We start from the raw sequence: 14,167 nt of genomic DNA on the forward strand, positions 1-14,167 counted from the left end.
GTGGTGGTCAGCCGCCCTTGGCGGGGGCCGTCATCGTCAGAAGGTGTTCGGCGTCGAGGGCGACCAGGGCCCGGCGCTCCCACGGCTCCAGCCGCACGCCCTCGTCGCGCTCCCAGGCCTGGATCTCCAGGCGCGAGAGACGCGAGGGGCCAAAGCCGCCGCTCTGGCGGGTCTGGCAGAGGTCGGCGTACCAGGCCCATAGGTGGGCGACGTACGGCGACAGCGGCGGCGGGTTGGCGAGCCGCCAGGTCGCCTCGGGATCGCCCTGACGGGCCAGGCTCTCGAGGTGGACCCGCAGCGGCTCGCCGTCGTCCTGCCGCCCGGCGAGCTCGAACTGCTCGCGGGCGTGGGCGATCAGGCCGCGGACTTGCCCGGCATAAAATTTCCGAGGTTGTTCGACGCCGTGGTGACCTGCTCGGCGATCTCGGAATTGCGGCTGACCAGGCGGTAGGCGTTCTCGGCCGACCACTCCTGCTTGATGCCGCGCCAGCCGACCAAGCGGACGGCGGTCAGGCGGTGGCCGAAGGCGATGTCATCCTCAATCGGCGTGAAGTCGGCCTTGTCGGGGTTGGCCCGGCCCTGCATGGCCGCGGCCACGGCCTGCTTCTTGCGGCGGTCGTTGACGAGGCGGTTGACCTCGGCCTGGACCTTCTCGGATTGGCCGCCCAGCACCAGCAGGAAGACGCCGGAGCCCGAGCCGTCGGCGCGGACGTATTCGATCTCGAAGGGGGTGTCTCCGGCCGAGACGGCGTCGAGGTCGTTCAGGTCGAAGAGGGTTTCGGTCGAGGTCTTGATCATGGATCTGTCCTTGAAAAGGACGGCCGGGCGCGACCCGGCCGCTAAGTTGAGGGGGACTTCGGGAGAGAGGGAAAGAAGGACCGCGCCGCTAGGCGGCGCTGTCCTGGATCGCGACGATGGTCTGGTCGGTGGCCAGAGCCGCGCCGCCGTTTGCGTTGATCTGGGCCGTGAACGGATAGGTCCGGATCACAGCCTTCTCGCCGTCGTCGGGGGTGTCGCCGGTCAGCTTGATCATCGGCAGATTGATGACCACGAAGTCGGCGTTGGCGGTGGCGTCCTCGGTGACCGCCAGGACCAGGGAGGTGGTCGAGCGGCCTTCGAAGATCGTCTGCAGGGTCACGCCGTCGAACTTGGCGGTGAAGCTGCCCGACACGGCCAGGCGGCCGCGCTGGATGTCGTCGACCACGTTGGAGCCCACCACGGCGTCGCTGTGGGCGGCGTTGCCGTTGATGGTGACCTGGGCGCCGGTGACGTTGGCGACCGGCGCGCCGTTGACCAGGATCACGCCGTTCACGGCCGTCAGGATGTCGGTCACCGTCTCGGCGGTCGGCGAGGTCAGCACCTGGGCGGCGCCCAGCGTGCGGGTGCGGCCGACGGTGTCGAGGCTGATCGTGGCGTTGCCCGTGGCCGGCAGGTTCAGCGCGGCCTGGCCCACCTGCTGATCGGCGTAGATTTCCGAGCGGCCGAGGTCCGGATACCACTCTTCGAAGGTGTAGTAGTCGTTGGTGTGGCCGTTGAGCGGGACGAGCGACTTCTTGCCGGTGACGGCGAGCGTGGCGCTGGCGATGTTGCTCTCGGCGACCAGGGCCGAGCCGTTGACCACCCGTACGGTCGCCACGGTGGCGGTCAGGGCGATGATCAGCAGGTTCTTCTGGCTGTTGGCGGCGTTGAACGAACCGGCTGTCAGGCGCACGACGTCGCCGATCTTGAAGCCGTCGGTCAGGTACGAGCCGGCGGCGCGGGTCAGGGTCCAGTTCTGGCCCGAGGCGGCGATGGTGATGGTGGCGCCGGTCGCCGAGACGCCTGTCGTCATGTCCTTGCGCAGCAGCGAAGCCAGCAGGGTGGCGTAGGTGCCGGGCGACAGCAGACCGTCGATCTTGCCCGCCGGCTTGACGACGCCCAGACCGACGCCGGTCGACTGCTGGTGGCCGACGATCTCGTTGCTTTCGAAGGTGTCAGGCGGGGCCTGGAACACCGAGCTGGTGCGGCGGACGACCTGGCCGCCCGAACCGGCGGCGGCTGCGCCGAGGCCGGTCTGCTTCTTGTAGACGGTCTTCTTGTTGATGCCCTGGGCGACAGCCATGGGGATCTGCTCCTTGGAAGTTATCGGGAGGGGTGGGGTCAGACGAGGCGGAAGGGCCCGTCCCTTCGGGCGGAGACCGCCGTCAGCTGGTGATCGTGGCCAGGAACGGGACCTGCACGGGGACGACGTAGCGGTCGCCCTCCAGGGTCGCGGCCAGGATGAGAGGCGTGCGGGCGATGGTCGTGGTCAGGCCGTCGGCCGTGAACGCCGCCCCGCGATAGAAGGCCGCGCGGAGCAGCTCGACGCGCGCGGCGATGTCGGCCACGCCGGCGCCCTGCGGCCAGCACAGCGAGACCACGAACATCCCGCCCTGCTGGAAGCCGCGCCCGTACTCGGTGTTGACCGGCTCGGCGAAGGTCATCGACACCCGCTGGTAAGGCGTCCCGGCCGTCGGTGCGTAGGCGGTGTTCTCCCAGGCCGTGGCGAGCGGCGGGGTCATCGCGGCCAGGGCGGTCTCCAGCGCGGCGCGGATCTTGGCGACGCTCATGGGCGGCTCGCCTGAACCAGGGCGCACGGAGGCGGGCCGGAAGCCGCGCGGCTTCCGACGGGACGGATCAGGATCATGGGGTCGGTTCCCAAAAACGGGGGACGTGGAGGCCGCCTTCCAAAGACGACCGCGCGAAGCCTGCTCACGCCACCGCGTGAACAGGATAAGGATTGGGAAGGGCTGGAAAGTCTTCGGGAGATCAAAGCGCTGTCAGAAGGCGCATCTCCGAGACTGACTGGATTAGACCTTTTACCGGCCCGACCGTCAATCCATTTGTTCATGAAATGTTCTTTTCTTTGCGGTCGCGGGCGATCTGCCTGGAAAGGTTCGCGACCAGTGACATCGCCTCGATGAAGACTTGCCGGTTCTGAACGAGGGCGCGGCCGGCGCCGAACGCGGACAGGCTCGTCCCCTCCCCAGCCACGGCGCGCAGGAGGCGCAGGGCCATGGGCTTGTCGGCCAGACACATGGCGACGGCGCGGTCGGCGCGGATCACGAAGTCCAGGCTGCGCGCCCGCCGCAAACGCGCGGCGACAAAGCGGTCGTTGTCATGCCCCCCGCCCCGGCCAGGCTCGAGGCTGGCGGCGCGCAGGTCGCGGCCCCGCGCCTCGAACCCCAGGCGATACAGTAGACCGACGGCGTACTGCGCCTCGTCGATATGGCCAGCCTCCCGCAGACTGCGCAGGCCGTCGCGGCTGGAGACCCTCAGCTTGCCGGCCGAGGTCTCGACGCGCTCTCCCCGCGCGCGGGCCAGGGCGAAGGTCTCGACCAGGCCGGCGGCGACGTTCGCCTCGCCGCGTCGGGCCGCCTGGGCGCCAACGATGCGCTGCATGGTCTCGCGCGCGGCCTGGCGGGCGGCGGGACTGAGCGCCAGCGCGGCCGCGCGATCGGCGCGGGCCAGGTCGCGCAGCTCGGCCGAGGTGAGCCCTTCCGGGCGGAGGACTTGGGCGGAAATGGTCGATCCCCTTGTGCTCGAAGATGGGTCAGCGCCCGAAGCGGACGCCGCGTCGGTTCTGGGCCAGGGCGTGGCGGCGAGCCTCGCCGGCGCAGACCTGGGCGACGAAGTCGTGGCCTTCGCTCTCGGCCAGCATCCGGCCGGCGGCGCGGATGATGGCGCACAGCATCGGCCTGCGCGGACCACAGGCGCGGACGGCCTGGTCGATCGCGCCCTCGGCGACCTCGTCCTGAAGGCCAGTCACCCGCCCGCCGCCTCCAGGGCGGCGTGGCCGGCGGCCGTCAGGCGGACGCGGCAAGGGCGGCCGGCCAGGCGCTCGACCAGGCCCAACCCGCGCGCCGCCTGCGCCCGGTCGCTGCCGGCCGACAGGCTGACCGCCATCTCGTCAGCCAGATCCGCCAGGGTCAGGGCGCCGTCGGACAGCGCCTCCAGCACCGCCAGGACCTTGGCGGGAACGACGGGTTCGTCCGGCAGCGCGCCGCACAGCCTGGCGCGGAGGGCGTCGGACAGGGCAAAGCGATCGGGCCGCGGGTCGCCCATCAGCCGGGCGGTCAGCACCGCGCGCGGGCGTCGCCGGTCCGCCTCGGTGCGCCGGGCGACATAAGCGTGGAGCGAGGCGCGCGCGGGCGCATGACCGGGCGAACCGGTCGCGAGGATCGGAATCATCTGGAATTTCCTGCGGCTTGCAGCCGATGGAGGGGAATTGGGCGGGAAGCCCAGCTTGGCTCGCGGGGCCAAGGGCGCAACTTCCGGAATATCCAATTTGTACCAAATACAAATTTGCATGGCAAGCAAATTTTGTGTTTAATGCGTGGATATTCCCCCTTCGCTCCCGTTGGAATTTGCATGACGACCGATCGGCAGGCCAAGGCGCAGCGGCGCGGCAAGACCTTCATCCGCGCCTGGCGCAAACACCGCGGCATGAACCTGGAGCAGGCCGTCGAGCGCTTGGAGCTCGAGGTGGGCTACCCCTATTCCGTCGCCCAGCTCTCACGGGTCGAGCGCGGCGAGACCGGCTATTCGCAGGACGTGCTGGAGGCCTTGGCGACCATCTATCGCTGCGAACCGGCCGACCTGATCATGCGCGATCCGGAGGCCTCCGAGGCGATCTGGTCGATCTGGGACCAGCTGCAGCCCGTCCAACGGATCCAGCTAGTCGAGATCGGTCAAACCCTTAAAAAGACCGGATAAATCTTGGCCTAATCCAGCGCCAGGATCTCACCTTGGCGCGCGATCAGCCTGGGATTTTCCCAGAGCCCCGACAGCGGCTCGCCGCGCACGCGATACAGCGCCACGCCCGACGAACGCCGGGCCAGGACCTCCATCTCACGCCGCGCATCCTCCTCGAAATAACACTCCCTCACCTCGGTCGGCGTCAGCGTTCCGCCCCGCCTTCCGAAGGCCTGCACGCAGAACCGCGTCACCGCGAACACGACAACCTCCGCCTCCAACGCGCTCACTCTGCACGCGTCCTTGGCGAGAGTCGATCGGCGCGCTCGCCCAATGCGTCCGCTTCTGACGCATGTTAACTTTTGTGCCTAGGGAGAATTTCGCCGGAGGCGAACTTGTGCACAGCACAAATAAAGCCCGATGAGGTGAGGCTTATAGAGGCGTTGGTAGGCCTGGAGGGACTCGAACCCCCAACCAGACCGTTATGAGCGGTCGGCTCTAACCATTGAGCTACAGGCCCGCGCGGAGTCGCCTCGAAGCGCACGCGAGCCGGCGGATTAGCACGGGCCGAACGCGGCTTAAAGGTCCGGTTCAGGTTCGAGCTGTCATCAGGGAACCATAGCTTTCCGGCCACGCTTCGACCGAGCCGGACAGCCTTGGAGAAAAACGATGACCCACACCGCCCGCCGCCCCGCCAATCGCCTGATGGCCGCCTTCGCCGCCCCCGCCCTGATCGGCGGCGCCTTGCTGATGGGCGCGGTCGCCCCGGCCCTGGCCCAGACCAGCGCCGAGAGCGCCTTCAAGGCCACGACCTTCAACCTGTCGGCCTATGGCGAGACCCGCGTGGCGCCGGACATGGCCACCATCACCCTGGGCGTGCAGACCGAAGCCCCGACCGCCGGCGAGGCCCTGAAGGCCAACGGGGCGCGGATGAACCAGGCCCTGGCGGCGCTGAAGAAGGCCGGGATCGCCGAGCGCGACATCCAGACCTCGAACCTGAACCTGAACGCCCAGTACGCCTATGAGCAGAACCAGCCGCCGAAGCTGACCGGCTACCAGGCATCGAACCAGGTGACGATCACGGTCCGCGACCTCGCCAAGCTGGGCGCGACCGTGGACGCGGCCGTCGGCGCCGGCGCCAACACGGTCAATGGCATCAGCTTTGGCCTGACGAATCCGCAGGCGGCCGAGGACGCCGCGCGGCTGGAGGCGGTGAAGGCCCTGCAGGCCAAGGCCGAGCTGTATGGCCGCGCCACGGGCTACAAGGCCGTGCGCCTGGTCAATCTCAGCGAAGGCGGCGGCTATACGCCCCCCTCCCCGCCGATGCCGGTGTTCGCCATGGCCAAGCGCGAGATGGCTGACTCGACCAGCATCTCGGCCGGCGAACTGAAGGTGCGGGTGGACGTCAGCGCCGTCTATGAGGCGGCGAAGTAGCGAAGGCGAGGCCGCCGCCCCTGGTGGGCGGCGGCTAGAACCCCGCCTTCTCGAAGGCGTGCTCCGCCCGTTCCTTGATCTCCAGGCCCGGCAGGGCGCGCTCGCCCTCCATGACCGCCACGTAGCTCAGACCGCGCGAAGGCTTGCCCTCGCCGGTCGGCACGGGACCGACGGCCCAACCGACGGTGTTGGCGCCGGTCGTCGGGCAGCTGGCGAAGCGGGCCGGCTTGCCCAGCCCCGCCTTCAGGACGGCCTCGGCCGTCGTGGTCTCGCCGCCCTGGCAGGTCGGCAGGTTGCGCGAGCAGGTGATATAGCCGCCGCCGCGCCAGACGGTCCGACCCTTGTCGTCCGCGACGATCACGCAGGTCGAGGGCGAGCCGATGGACTTGCCGATCGCCTGGGTCAGGACGGCTTCGTCGATGCCGGCCGGCAGCTTCGGAGAACAGGCCGACAGGCCCGCGGCGGCGATGGCGACCAGGACCAGGCGATGGGCCATGCGTCAGGCCGCCTTCTTGATCAGGTTGCCTTCGTCCAGCAGCACGACGGTGGGGGCGTAGTTGCGCGCCTCCTCGGCCGGCATCTGGCAGTAGGTGACGACGATGACGAGGTCATTCTTCTGCACCAGGCGCGCGGCGGCGCCGTTGACGCCGATGACCTTGGAGCCCCGCGGGGCCTCGATGGCGTAGGTCGTGAAACGCGCGCCATTGGTGATGTTCAGCACGTCGACCTGCTCGTTCGGCAGGATGCCCGAAGCGTCCAGCAGGTCGCGGTCAATGGCGATCGAGCCTTCGTAATCGAGGTCGGCCTGGGTCACCGTGGCGCGGTGCAGCTTGGCCTTCAGCATCGTAAGCAGCATGGCGGTTAGGCCTATCCCTATGATTGGAATGAGATTTTCAGGGCACGCCACACACAAGGCCCGACGATCAGCTCCCGCCATATAGCCATGACGCCAGCGCGATTCAATCGCACCGCAACATGACGTAGCGGCAGATGGAGCGGCGGATCGGGCGAGCGGCCCGTTGCCCTACAGCTTGTAGCCGCCCGCCTGGAGCTTGGCGAAGACCGCCTTGGTGATCTTCACGTAGCCCTTGTTTGGATCGCGGAAGTACAGCGGGTCCTTGGTCCGCGTGGGGTCGAACCCGTCGCCGACCAAGTCGACCTTGCGATACTTGAAGGTGCCGGTCGTCTCGATCGCCTGCTGCAGCCGCAGGAAGATCGGCCGCGCATAGCTGGGCAGATGCTCGTCGACATATTGGGCGAACGCGGCGAGATCGAATTCCGGATCAGCCACCAGGGCCGCCATGCCCGCCTTACCGTCCAGGTCGCCGACCGGGACGCCATAGACATTGACCTCGAGCACATGCTCGATGGCGGCCAGACGCTCGGCCACCTCGCTGGTGGCGACGTTCTCGCCCTTCCAGCGGAAGGTGTCGCCGATGCGATCGACGAAATAGATGTAGCCGTCGCTGTCCACCCGCATCAGGTCGCCGGTGCGGAACCACGAGTCGCCCTTCTGGAAGACGTCGTGCAGCACCTTCTTCTCGGTGGCGGCCTTGTCGGCGTAGCCGACATAGTTGGAACGGGCGTCATTGGCGATATGGCCGATGCACTCGCCGACCTCGCCCGGCGCGCACTCGATGCAGCAGCCGTCGGGGCCGCGCACCGGCGTCTCGGTCTCGACGTCGAACTTGACGACGCGGATGTTGAACTTGCCGCGCAGATAGCCCGGCACCCGGCCGATCGCGCCGCGCTTGCCGTCGAAGTTGAACAGCGAGACGTTGCCCTCGGTCGCGCCGTAGAATTCCAGCACCTCGCCGACCTTGAAGCGGTCCAGCATCTCGTCCCAGACGTCTGGCCGCAGGCCGTTGCCGAAGATCAGGCGGATCTTGTGGGCGCGCTCCAGCTCATGCTCGGGCTGGTTCGCCAGATAGCGGCACAGCTCGCCGATATAGACGAACATGGTGCAGTTCTCGGCCACCACCTCGGGCCAGAAATGGGTGGTCGAGAACTTCTTGCGCAGCACGATCGAGCCGCCGTTCAAGAAGGCCGCGCCCAGGGCGCAGAGACCGCCGGTGGCGTGATAAAGCGGCAAGGTCACATAGATGCGGTCGCTCTCCTTGGCTCCGGTCGAGCCGGCGAAGCCGCGCATGTAGAGCTGGGCGCGCATGTGGGTGATGCGCGCGGCCTTGGGCATGCCCGTCGTGCCGCTCGTGAAGATGTAGAGCGCGGTGTCCCGGGCGGTGATGCCTTCCCGCGCGGTGACGCGGTCGGGCCGCAGCTGGCTGCAGCTCTTCAGCGCCTTGACCAGATCGCGCTGCTCGCCATGGACCGGCCCCAGCACCCATTGCTGCATGTGGCGGTCCAGCTGGCCCTTCACGTCCTCGAAGCAGGGCGAGGTCTCGGGATCGACGATGCAGTGCAGGGCCTGGGAGATGTTCAGGCAGTGGGCCAGGGCCGCGCCGGTCAGCTGGTTGTTGATCAGGGCCGTGGCGACCCCGACCTTGGTCAGGCCGTACCAGACCGCGAAATATTCCAGGCGGTTGGGCATGAACAGCGCGACCGTCTGGCCGCGGGTCAGCCCCTGCCCCTTGGCCCAGTGGGCGTAGCGGTTGGCCATGGCGTCCAGCTCGGCGTAGCTGACCGTCTTGCCTTCGAAGGTGATGGCGGGGCGATCGCTCCACTTGTCAACGGCCGCCTCGAGGTCGTCGCAGATCAGATTGGCGCTATCGGGAGCGATGGAGTTCACGCGCTTCAGCGTCCGGACCAACCCCTTCAGGAACTTGACCTCTCGACGGATCTTCTGGCGCAAACGCATTCGGCTCTCCCTTCAAACAACCATTGGAGAGCGCCGCGCGAGCGGTCAAGCGGCCGTTCGCCGCATCGCAAACCGAACGCCGTTATGGGTTTGCGGTCACCGCCCGATCCTGAACCGCACCTCGTTTCGCTTCAGGTCGATGGCGACGGAGTCGAACGTGCGCAGCACGTCCGCGCCGATGACGACGGCCGGGCGATCCTGAAGGCCCCAATATTTGAAGGTGTGGATGTCGCCGATAACGACGGCCAGATTGCGCAACGTCATCGGCCCCAGCGTCAGGCGCGAGAGCACGGCCGAACGCCCCGCCAGGACCTGTCCCGTCACGCTGAACAGCTCCGTTGGTCCCGAACCGCCGATCAGCGCCTGGGCCCGGCTGGCGGCCTCCATCAGGGCCTGATTGCCGGCGCTCGTCGTCGAGCCGCTGTCGATGAAGGCGATGACCCTTTGACGCGGGATCGCGGCGTCGATCAGAATCAGGCCGCTGCGTTCGATCTTCGATTTCACGGCCACGGTCTGGTCGTCGGGAATCGGCAGAGCCTCGCCGATCACCATGCGCCGACGGCGGAAATCCAGCAGCAGACTGGCGTTGCCCAGCCATTCCAGCCCCAGGATCCCGTCCATGCGCAGTTGGGACTTGGGCAGGACGGCGACGGCGACGTCCCGGCGCTCATGCTTGCCGACCGCCAGCCTGGAGACGCGCGACATCGTCACGGCCTGGACGCCGGCGATGCTGTGAAGCCGGCCGCTCTCCTGGCGCGCCAGACCCAGCTGATCGGCGAGCTCGGTGGTGATCACCGACGTCGTAGAGCCCGTATCCACGAGAAAGGCGAACGGCCCTTGCCCGTTGACGAAGGTCTCGACGGTCAGGCGATTGGCGGCGTCCAGATAGCGGAGCGGATCGGCGTCATCGGCGCTGGGCCGTTGCAGCGCGCAGGCCGCGCCGCCGGGCAGCGCCGCCGCCGCCAAGCCCCCGATCAGCGCGCGGCGCGCCGCATCCTGCAAATCCATGCGCTTCCTCCAAAGAGGAAGCTATCGTCCCGAAACGGACGACGCCAGATAGCGCCGTTCGCCCTAGCCGGCGGCGAGGCGGCGCTGGTCGTCGCGAGCGGCCTTCAGCTTCTCGGCCACCAGGAACGCCAGCTCCAGCGCCTGTTCGCCGTTCAGGCGCGGGTCGCAGTGGGTGTGGTAGCGGTCGGCGAGTTCAGTCTCCGAGACCGCGCGGGCGCCGCCCAGGCATTCGGTGACGTTCTGGCCGGTCATCTCCAGGTGGACGCCGCCGGGGTGCACGCCCTCGGCCTGGGCGATCTCCACGAAGCTCTTCACTTCCGAGAGGATCCGGTCGAACGGGCGGGTCTTGTAACCGGTCGAGGCCTTCAGCGTGTTGCCGTGCATCGGGTCGGTGGCCCAGACCACCGAGCGGCCGGCGCTCTTGGTCGCGCGCATCAGGCGCGGCAGGCGGTCGGCGATCTTGTCCGAGCCGAAGCGGCCGTACAGGGTCAAGCGGCCCGGCTCGTTGTTGGGGTTCAACACATCGATCAGGCGCAGCAGATCGTCACCTTCCATGGTCGGGCCGCACTTCAAGCCGATCGGGTTCTTCACCCCGCGCATGAACTCGACATGGGCGCCGTCCAGCTGGCGAGTGCGCTCGCCGATCCACAGCAGGTGGGCGCTGGTGTCGTACCAGTCGCCCGAGGTGCTATCGACGCGCGTCATGGCTTCCTCGAAGCCCAGCAACAGGGCCTCGTGGCTGGTGAAGAACTCGACGCGGCGCAGGTCGGGCTGGGTGTCGGGCGTGACGCCGACGGCCGCCATGAAGGTCAGGGCTTCGCTGATCTTCTCCGACAGCTCGCGGTAGCGCGCGCCCTGCGGGCTGTCGCCGACAAAGCCCAGGGTCCAGCGGTGGATATTGTAGAGGTCGGCGTAACCGCCGCTGGCGAAAGCGCGCAGCAGGTTCAGCGTCGCGGCCGACTGGCCGTAGGCCTTCAGCAAGCGATCCGGGTCGGGAATCCGCTCGGCCTCGTTGAAGTCCATGCCGTTGATGATGTCGCCGCGATAGGACGGCAGGGTCACGTCGCCCTGCACTTCCGTCGGCTCCGAGCGCGGCTTGGCGAACTGGCCGGCGATGCGGCCCACCTTCACGACCGGCTTGCCGCCGGCGAAGGTCAGCACCACCGCCATCTGCAGGATCAGGCGGAAGGTGTCGCGGATGTTGTCGGCGTGGAATTCCTTGAAGCTCTCGGCGCAGTCGCCGCCCTGCAGCAGGAAGGCGCGGCCCTCGGCCACATCGCCCAGCAGGCTCTTCAAGCGGCGCGCCTCGCCGGCGAAGACCAGCGGCGGCATCTGGCGCAGCGTCTGCTCGACCCGCTCGACAGCGCCCGCGTCCGGATAGTCGGCGGGGATGTGCTTGGCGGGTTTGGCTCTCCAGGCGGCGGGGGTCCAACGGGCGGTCATGACAGGCTCAACAGCAACAAGGGGCGGCGTAGATACCGCGAATGGAACCGAAAGGCAAAATCGTGCGAATGATGCGCGCCGATCCGCCAAGGTGAGGAATTTCGTTATCGCCCTACCGCGACGAAGCGCTGGTTTTTTGCGCAACGCCGCAGGCGATGACGGCCAAGGCGCCGAGGGCCAGCCACCACTCCTGCCAGACCCCGAAGCTGAAACCGCTGACCACCAGATAGGACACCAAGGCGCCGGCCGCCATGGCGCCGTCGCGCCGGTTCGCTTCGGTCCAACTCAAAACGCCATACAGGATCCAGGCGTAGAAGGCGGCCGCCATGGCCGCGCCGAACGCGCCCAGCTCCAGCCAGATTTGCAGGGGGGCGTTGTGCGTGTGCAGCGGGATGGCCGCGCCGAACGTGCGGCTGGCGTCGATGCCCCACCCGCGCATCGGGTGCTCCAGGATGCGGTCTGCGGCGAAGGCCCAGATGTTCAGGCGATGATCCCACGAGGGCGGGACCAGCGCATGCAGCCAGGCGACGAAGCCGGACTTCTCGCCCCACAGCATCGCCATGGGCGCGAAGATGAAGGCGGCCGAGACCAGCGGAATCAGAACCCGCACGACCGGCTTGCCGATGACCCGCACGCCTAGCCAGACCAGCCCCCCCAGCACCAGGGCCACAACCGGCGCGTCGGCGCCGGTCAGGTGCGCCCCGGCCAGGATCATGGCGAACAGGACCGCCGTCAGGATGTTGCGCCCCTTGAGGTTCGAGGCGCCGAGCACGCGCGCGCAGGGCCACAGCAAAAGGACCAACGGATAGGTCCCCATCGACACCTTCACCATCGCAAGATCCGGCGTCAGGGGATCCCCGCCGGCCTTGCGGAGCGCCTGATAGATCTTGGCGCCCAGCAGGCCGTCCAGGCAGGTGACCAGCGCCAACAGCGCGGCGCAGACCAGCATCACCTGAGACGCGAGCCGCGCCGAACGGCTCGACATCTGGCCCAGCATGGCGACCGCGGCGCCATAGAGTCCCAGTTGCAGGAACAGCTTGATCGCCGTGAAGGCCTCGACAGCGCCGAACTTCTTGAGCTTGGCCGGGTCAGGCAGGGCCGGCGTCCAGCTCAGGCTGATCAGCGCCCACAGCGCCAGCAGCGCCAAGGCGAACATCGGCAGCAGCGGCCGTCGCGACCGGAAGAGGCCCGGCGCGGCCAGCAGGCCGACCAGGCTGAGCAGCGCCGCGAACTGCTTGGGCGCCAGATAGCCCAGCAACGGCGTCATCACCATCATGAAGACGGCGAGGCCGCCCAGCCAGCGGGTGCGGCGCTCCGAAGCGTCCGTCAGGACGCCCGCCTCAATCATCCCACGCCACCGACTTCGACCGGCACGTACTTCTCGCGCATCGTCACCAGCTCTTCGGCCAGGGTCGGGTGGACCGCGCAGGTGGAGTCCCACTGCGGCTTGGTCACGCCCATCTTCACGGCGATCGCGGCCATCTGGATGATCTCGGGAGAGTCCGGCCCCACGACGTGGACGCCGACCACCTTCTGATCGTCAGCCTTGACAACCAGCTTGATCAGGCACCGCTCCTGGCCGCCGTAGAAGGTGATCTTCATCGGGCGGAACACCGAGCGATAGATGTCGACCGCGCCGAACGCGTGGCGGGCCTCGGCCTCGGTCATGCCGACCGCGCCAACCGGCGGCTGCGAGAACACCGCCGAGGCGACCATGTCGTGATCAAAGGTCGTCGGGTTGTTGTAGAATTCGGTCTGGGCGAAGGCCGCGCCCTCGCGGATCGCGACCGGCGTCAGGTTGATCCGGTCAGTGACGTCGCCCACGGCCCAGATGCTGTCGACATTGGTCTTGGAGTAGGCGTCGACCGCGATCGCGCCGCGCTCGTTCAGCTTTACCCCGGCCTTTTCGAGACCCAGCCCCTGGACGTACGGCTCGCGGCCCGTAGCGAACATCACAGCCTCGGTCTCGAAGGTCAGGTCGTTGTTCAGGACGCTGAGCAGGGTCCCGTCCTCCTGCTTCGCGATGCGGGTGTGCGAGCAGCCCAGCACGACCTTGATTCCGCGCTTGCCCAGCTCATCGGCCAGGTGCGCGCGGACGTCGTCGTCGAAGCCGCGCAGGATGTTGGCCCCGCGATAAAGCAGCGTCGTCTCGACACCCAGCCCGGCGAAGATGCCGGCGAACTCGACGGCGATATAACCGCCGCCGACGATCATGATGCTCTTCGGCAGCTTGGGCAGATGGAAGGCTTCGTCCGAGGTGATGCCGAACTCCGCGCCGGGGAAGTCAGGCTTCACCGGCCGTCCGCCGGTGGCGATCAGGATCTTGCGAGCGGTGTAGGTCCCCGCGTCGTTCGAACCGTCTTTGGGCAGGACCTCGACGGTATGGGCGTCGGCGACCTGGGCGCGACCGTGCAGCAGGTGCGCGCCGGCCTTCTGCAGGTTGGTGACATAGATGCCCGACAGCCGAGCGATCTCGACGTCCTTGTCGTGCAGGAACTTCTTCCAGTCGAACTTGGCGCCCTCGAAGGTCCAGCCATAGCCGTTAGCCGTCTTCAGCTGGCTGGTGACCTCGCTGGCGTAGACCATGAACTTCTTGGGCACGCAGCCGCGGATCACGCAGGTGCCGCCAACCCGATACTCCTCGGCGACGCCGACCTTGGCGCCGCTCATGGCCGCCACGCGCGCCGCCCGCACGCCGCCAGAGCCCGCGCCGATGACGAAGAGATCGTAGTCGTAGTCAGCCATCATCGGCCT

Annotated in this window: 17 protein-coding genes and 1 tRNA gene; 2 read left to right on the plus strand and 16 right to left on the minus strand. The window is 68.0% G+C overall.

Features of this window, described 5'->3' with window-relative positions:
* Nucleotides 1–7: 7 nt before the first annotated feature.
* The 7 genes from CSW60_RS23015 to CSW60_RS04965 all read right to left on the minus strand — a co-directional run bounded on the left by CSW60_RS23015 (nucleotide 8) and on the right by CSW60_RS04965 (nucleotide 4,209).
* Complete coding sequence (locus CSW60_RS23015; RefSeq protein ID WP_143324118.1) at nucleotides 8–469, minus strand: hypothetical protein; 462 nt, start codon at nucleotides 467–469, stop codon at nucleotides 8–10.
* Nucleotides 355–798 carry a hypothetical protein gene (locus tag CSW60_RS04940; protein WP_099536190.1) on the minus strand — a complete coding sequence of 148 codons (444 nt, stop codon included), beginning with the start codon at nucleotides 796–798 and terminating at the stop codon, nucleotides 355–357. Before CSW60_RS04940 ends, CSW60_RS23015 begins: the two co-directional genes overlap by 115 nt.
* 88 nt (nucleotides 799–886) lie before the next feature.
* A complete protein-coding gene (locus CSW60_RS04945) occupies nucleotides 887–2,101 on the minus strand; it encodes a phage tail tube protein (protein WP_099536191.1) in 1,215 nt (404 codons plus the stop codon).
* Nucleotides 2,102–2,183: 82 nt separating this feature from the next.
* Nucleotides 2,184–2,588, minus strand: coding sequence for a phage tail terminator-like protein (locus tag CSW60_RS04950; RefSeq protein WP_099536192.1), 405 nt, complete (start codon nucleotides 2,586–2,588; stop codon nucleotides 2,184–2,186).
* 277 nt (nucleotides 2,589–2,865) lie between these two features.
* Nucleotides 2,866–3,420 carry a hypothetical protein gene (locus tag CSW60_RS04955; protein ID WP_099536193.1) on the minus strand — a complete coding sequence of 185 codons (555 nt, stop codon included), beginning with the start codon at nucleotides 3,418–3,420 and terminating at the stop codon, nucleotides 2,866–2,868.
* A 151-nt stretch (nucleotides 3,421–3,571) separates the two neighbouring features.
* Nucleotides 3,572–3,787, minus strand: a complete 216-nt coding sequence (locus tag CSW60_RS04960; protein WP_099536194.1) for a hypothetical protein — start codon at nucleotides 3,785–3,787, stop codon at nucleotides 3,572–3,574.
* Nucleotides 3,784–4,209: a hypothetical protein gene (locus CSW60_RS04965; RefSeq protein ID WP_099536195.1), complete on the minus strand. Its 426-nt coding sequence runs from the start codon at nucleotides 4,207–4,209 to the stop codon at nucleotides 3,784–3,786. The genes CSW60_RS04960 and CSW60_RS04965 overlap by 4 nt, the downstream gene beginning before the upstream one ends.
* Before the next feature lie 180 nt (nucleotides 4,210–4,389).
* Here CSW60_RS04965 and CSW60_RS23420 point away from each other — a divergent pair, with 180 nt between their 5' ends.
* Nucleotides 4,390–4,734 carry a helix-turn-helix domain-containing protein gene (locus CSW60_RS23420; RefSeq protein ID WP_161495623.1) on the plus strand — a complete coding sequence of 115 codons (345 nt, stop codon included), beginning with the start codon at nucleotides 4,390–4,392 and terminating at the stop codon, nucleotides 4,732–4,734.
* Nucleotides 4,735–4,742: 8 nt separating this feature from the next.
* Here the strand turns inward: CSW60_RS23420 and CSW60_RS04975 are convergent, their stop codons facing one another.
* Nucleotides 4,743–4,976 (minus strand): hypothetical protein, encoded by a 234-nt coding sequence (locus CSW60_RS04975; protein WP_143324119.1) that lies wholly within the window; start codon nucleotides 4,974–4,976, stop codon nucleotides 4,743–4,745.
* Nucleotides 4,977–5,157: 181 nt separating this feature from the next.
* Nucleotides 5,158–5,233, minus strand: a tRNA-Ile gene (locus tag CSW60_RS04980).
* A 149-nt stretch (nucleotides 5,234–5,382) separates the two neighbouring features.
* On the opposite strand from CSW60_RS04980, the gene CSW60_RS04985 reads away from it, so the two are divergent.
* The gene (locus CSW60_RS04985) at nucleotides 5,383–6,147 is read left to right on the plus strand and encodes an SIMPL domain-containing protein (protein WP_099536198.1); all 765 of its coding nucleotides are present in this window, start codon (nucleotides 5,383–5,385) and stop codon (nucleotides 6,145–6,147) included.
* A 34-nt stretch (nucleotides 6,148–6,181) separates the two neighbouring features.
* Here the strand turns inward: CSW60_RS04985 and CSW60_RS04990 are convergent, their stop codons facing one another.
* The 7 genes from CSW60_RS04990 to gor all read right to left on the minus strand — a co-directional run bounded on the left by CSW60_RS04990 (nucleotide 6,182) and on the right by gor (nucleotide 14,158).
* Nucleotides 6,182–6,643, minus strand: coding sequence for a hypothetical protein (locus tag CSW60_RS04990; protein ID WP_099536199.1), 462 nt, complete (start codon nucleotides 6,641–6,643; stop codon nucleotides 6,182–6,184).
* A 3-nt stretch (nucleotides 6,644–6,646) separates the two neighbouring features.
* Nucleotides 6,647–7,003: an aspartate 1-decarboxylase gene (gene panD, locus CSW60_RS04995; RefSeq protein ID WP_010920154.1), complete on the minus strand. Its 357-nt coding sequence runs from the start codon at nucleotides 7,001–7,003 to the stop codon at nucleotides 6,647–6,649.
* Between the two features lie 168 nt (nucleotides 7,004–7,171).
* Complete coding sequence (locus tag CSW60_RS05000; RefSeq protein WP_099536200.1) at nucleotides 7,172–8,962, minus strand: long-chain-acyl-CoA synthetase; 1,791 nt, start codon at nucleotides 8,960–8,962, stop codon at nucleotides 7,172–7,174.
* 96 nt (nucleotides 8,963–9,058) lie between these two features.
* A complete protein-coding gene (locus tag CSW60_RS05005; protein ID WP_099536201.1) occupies nucleotides 9,059–9,970 on the minus strand; it encodes an aspartyl protease family protein in 912 nt (303 codons plus the stop codon).
* A gap of 63 nt (nucleotides 9,971–10,033) precedes the next feature.
* Complete coding sequence (locus CSW60_RS05010) at nucleotides 10,034–11,413, minus strand: class II 3-deoxy-7-phosphoheptulonate synthase (RefSeq protein WP_099536202.1); 1,380 nt, start codon at nucleotides 11,411–11,413, stop codon at nucleotides 10,034–10,036.
* Nucleotides 11,414–11,525: 112 nt separating this feature from the next.
* Complete coding sequence (locus CSW60_RS05015) at nucleotides 11,526–12,761, minus strand: O-antigen ligase (RefSeq protein WP_099536203.1); 1,236 nt, start codon at nucleotides 12,759–12,761, stop codon at nucleotides 11,526–11,528.
* Entirely contained in the window at nucleotides 12,758–14,158 is a 1,401-nt protein-coding gene (gene gor / locus CSW60_RS05020) for a glutathione-disulfide reductase (protein WP_099536204.1), read from the minus strand. Before gor ends, CSW60_RS05015 begins: the two co-directional genes overlap by 4 nt.
* Nucleotides 14,159–14,167 lie beyond the last annotated feature (9 nt).

The organism is Caulobacter sp. X (genome assembly GCF_002742635.1).
In the GTDB taxonomy this organism is placed as follows: domain Bacteria; phylum Pseudomonadota; class Alphaproteobacteria; order Caulobacterales; family Caulobacteraceae; genus Caulobacter.

Excerpts from the sequence above, each read along its gene's own strand:
- CSW60_RS23420 (WP_161495623.1), top strand. The coding sequence starts at position 4,390 with ATGACGACCGATCGGCAGGCCAAGGCGCAGCGGCGCGGCAAGACCTTC.
- CSW60_RS05005 (WP_099536201.1), bottom strand. The coding sequence starts at position 9,970 with ATGGATTTGCAGGATGCGGCGCGCCGCGCGCTGATCGGGGGCTTGGCG.
- CSW60_RS04965 (WP_099536195.1), bottom strand. The coding sequence starts at position 4,209 with ATGATTCCGATCCTCGCGACCGGTTCGCCCGGTCATGCGCCCGCGCGC.
- CSW60_RS04955 (WP_099536193.1), bottom strand. The coding sequence starts at position 3,420 with ATGCAGCGCATCGTTGGCGCCCAGGCGGCCCGACGCGGCGAGGCGAAC.
- CSW60_RS05010 (WP_099536202.1), bottom strand. The coding sequence starts at position 11,413 with ATGACCGCCCGTTGGACCCCCGCCGCCTGGAGAGCCAAACCCGCCAAG.
- gor (WP_099536204.1), bottom strand. The coding sequence starts at position 14,158 with ATGGCTGACTACGACTACGATCTCTTCGTCATCGGCGCGGGCTCTGGC.
- CSW60_RS04985 (WP_099536198.1), top strand. The coding sequence starts at position 5,383 with ATGACCCACACCGCCCGCCGCCCCGCCAATCGCCTGATGGCCGCCTTC.
- panD (WP_010920154.1), bottom strand. The coding sequence starts at position 7,003 with ATGCTGCTTACGATGCTGAAGGCCAAGCTGCACCGCGCCACGGTGACC.
- CSW60_RS04950 (WP_099536192.1), bottom strand. The coding sequence starts at position 2,588 with ATGAGCGTCGCCAAGATCCGCGCCGCGCTGGAGACCGCCCTGGCCGCG.
- CSW60_RS04945 (WP_099536191.1), bottom strand. The coding sequence starts at position 2,101 with ATGGCTGTCGCCCAGGGCATCAACAAGAAGACCGTCTACAAGAAGCAG.
- CSW60_RS04940 (WP_099536190.1), bottom strand. The coding sequence starts at position 798 with ATGATCAAGACCTCGACCGAAACCCTCTTCGACCTGAACGACCTCGAC.
- CSW60_RS05015 (WP_099536203.1), bottom strand. The coding sequence starts at position 12,761 with ATGATTGAGGCGGGCGTCCTGACGGACGCTTCGGAGCGCCGCACCCGC.
- CSW60_RS05000 (WP_099536200.1), bottom strand. The coding sequence starts at position 8,962 with ATGCGTTTGCGCCAGAAGATCCGTCGAGAGGTCAAGTTCCTGAAGGGG.
- CSW60_RS04990 (WP_099536199.1), bottom strand. The coding sequence starts at position 6,643 with ATGGCCCATCGCCTGGTCCTGGTCGCCATCGCCGCCGCGGGCCTGTCG.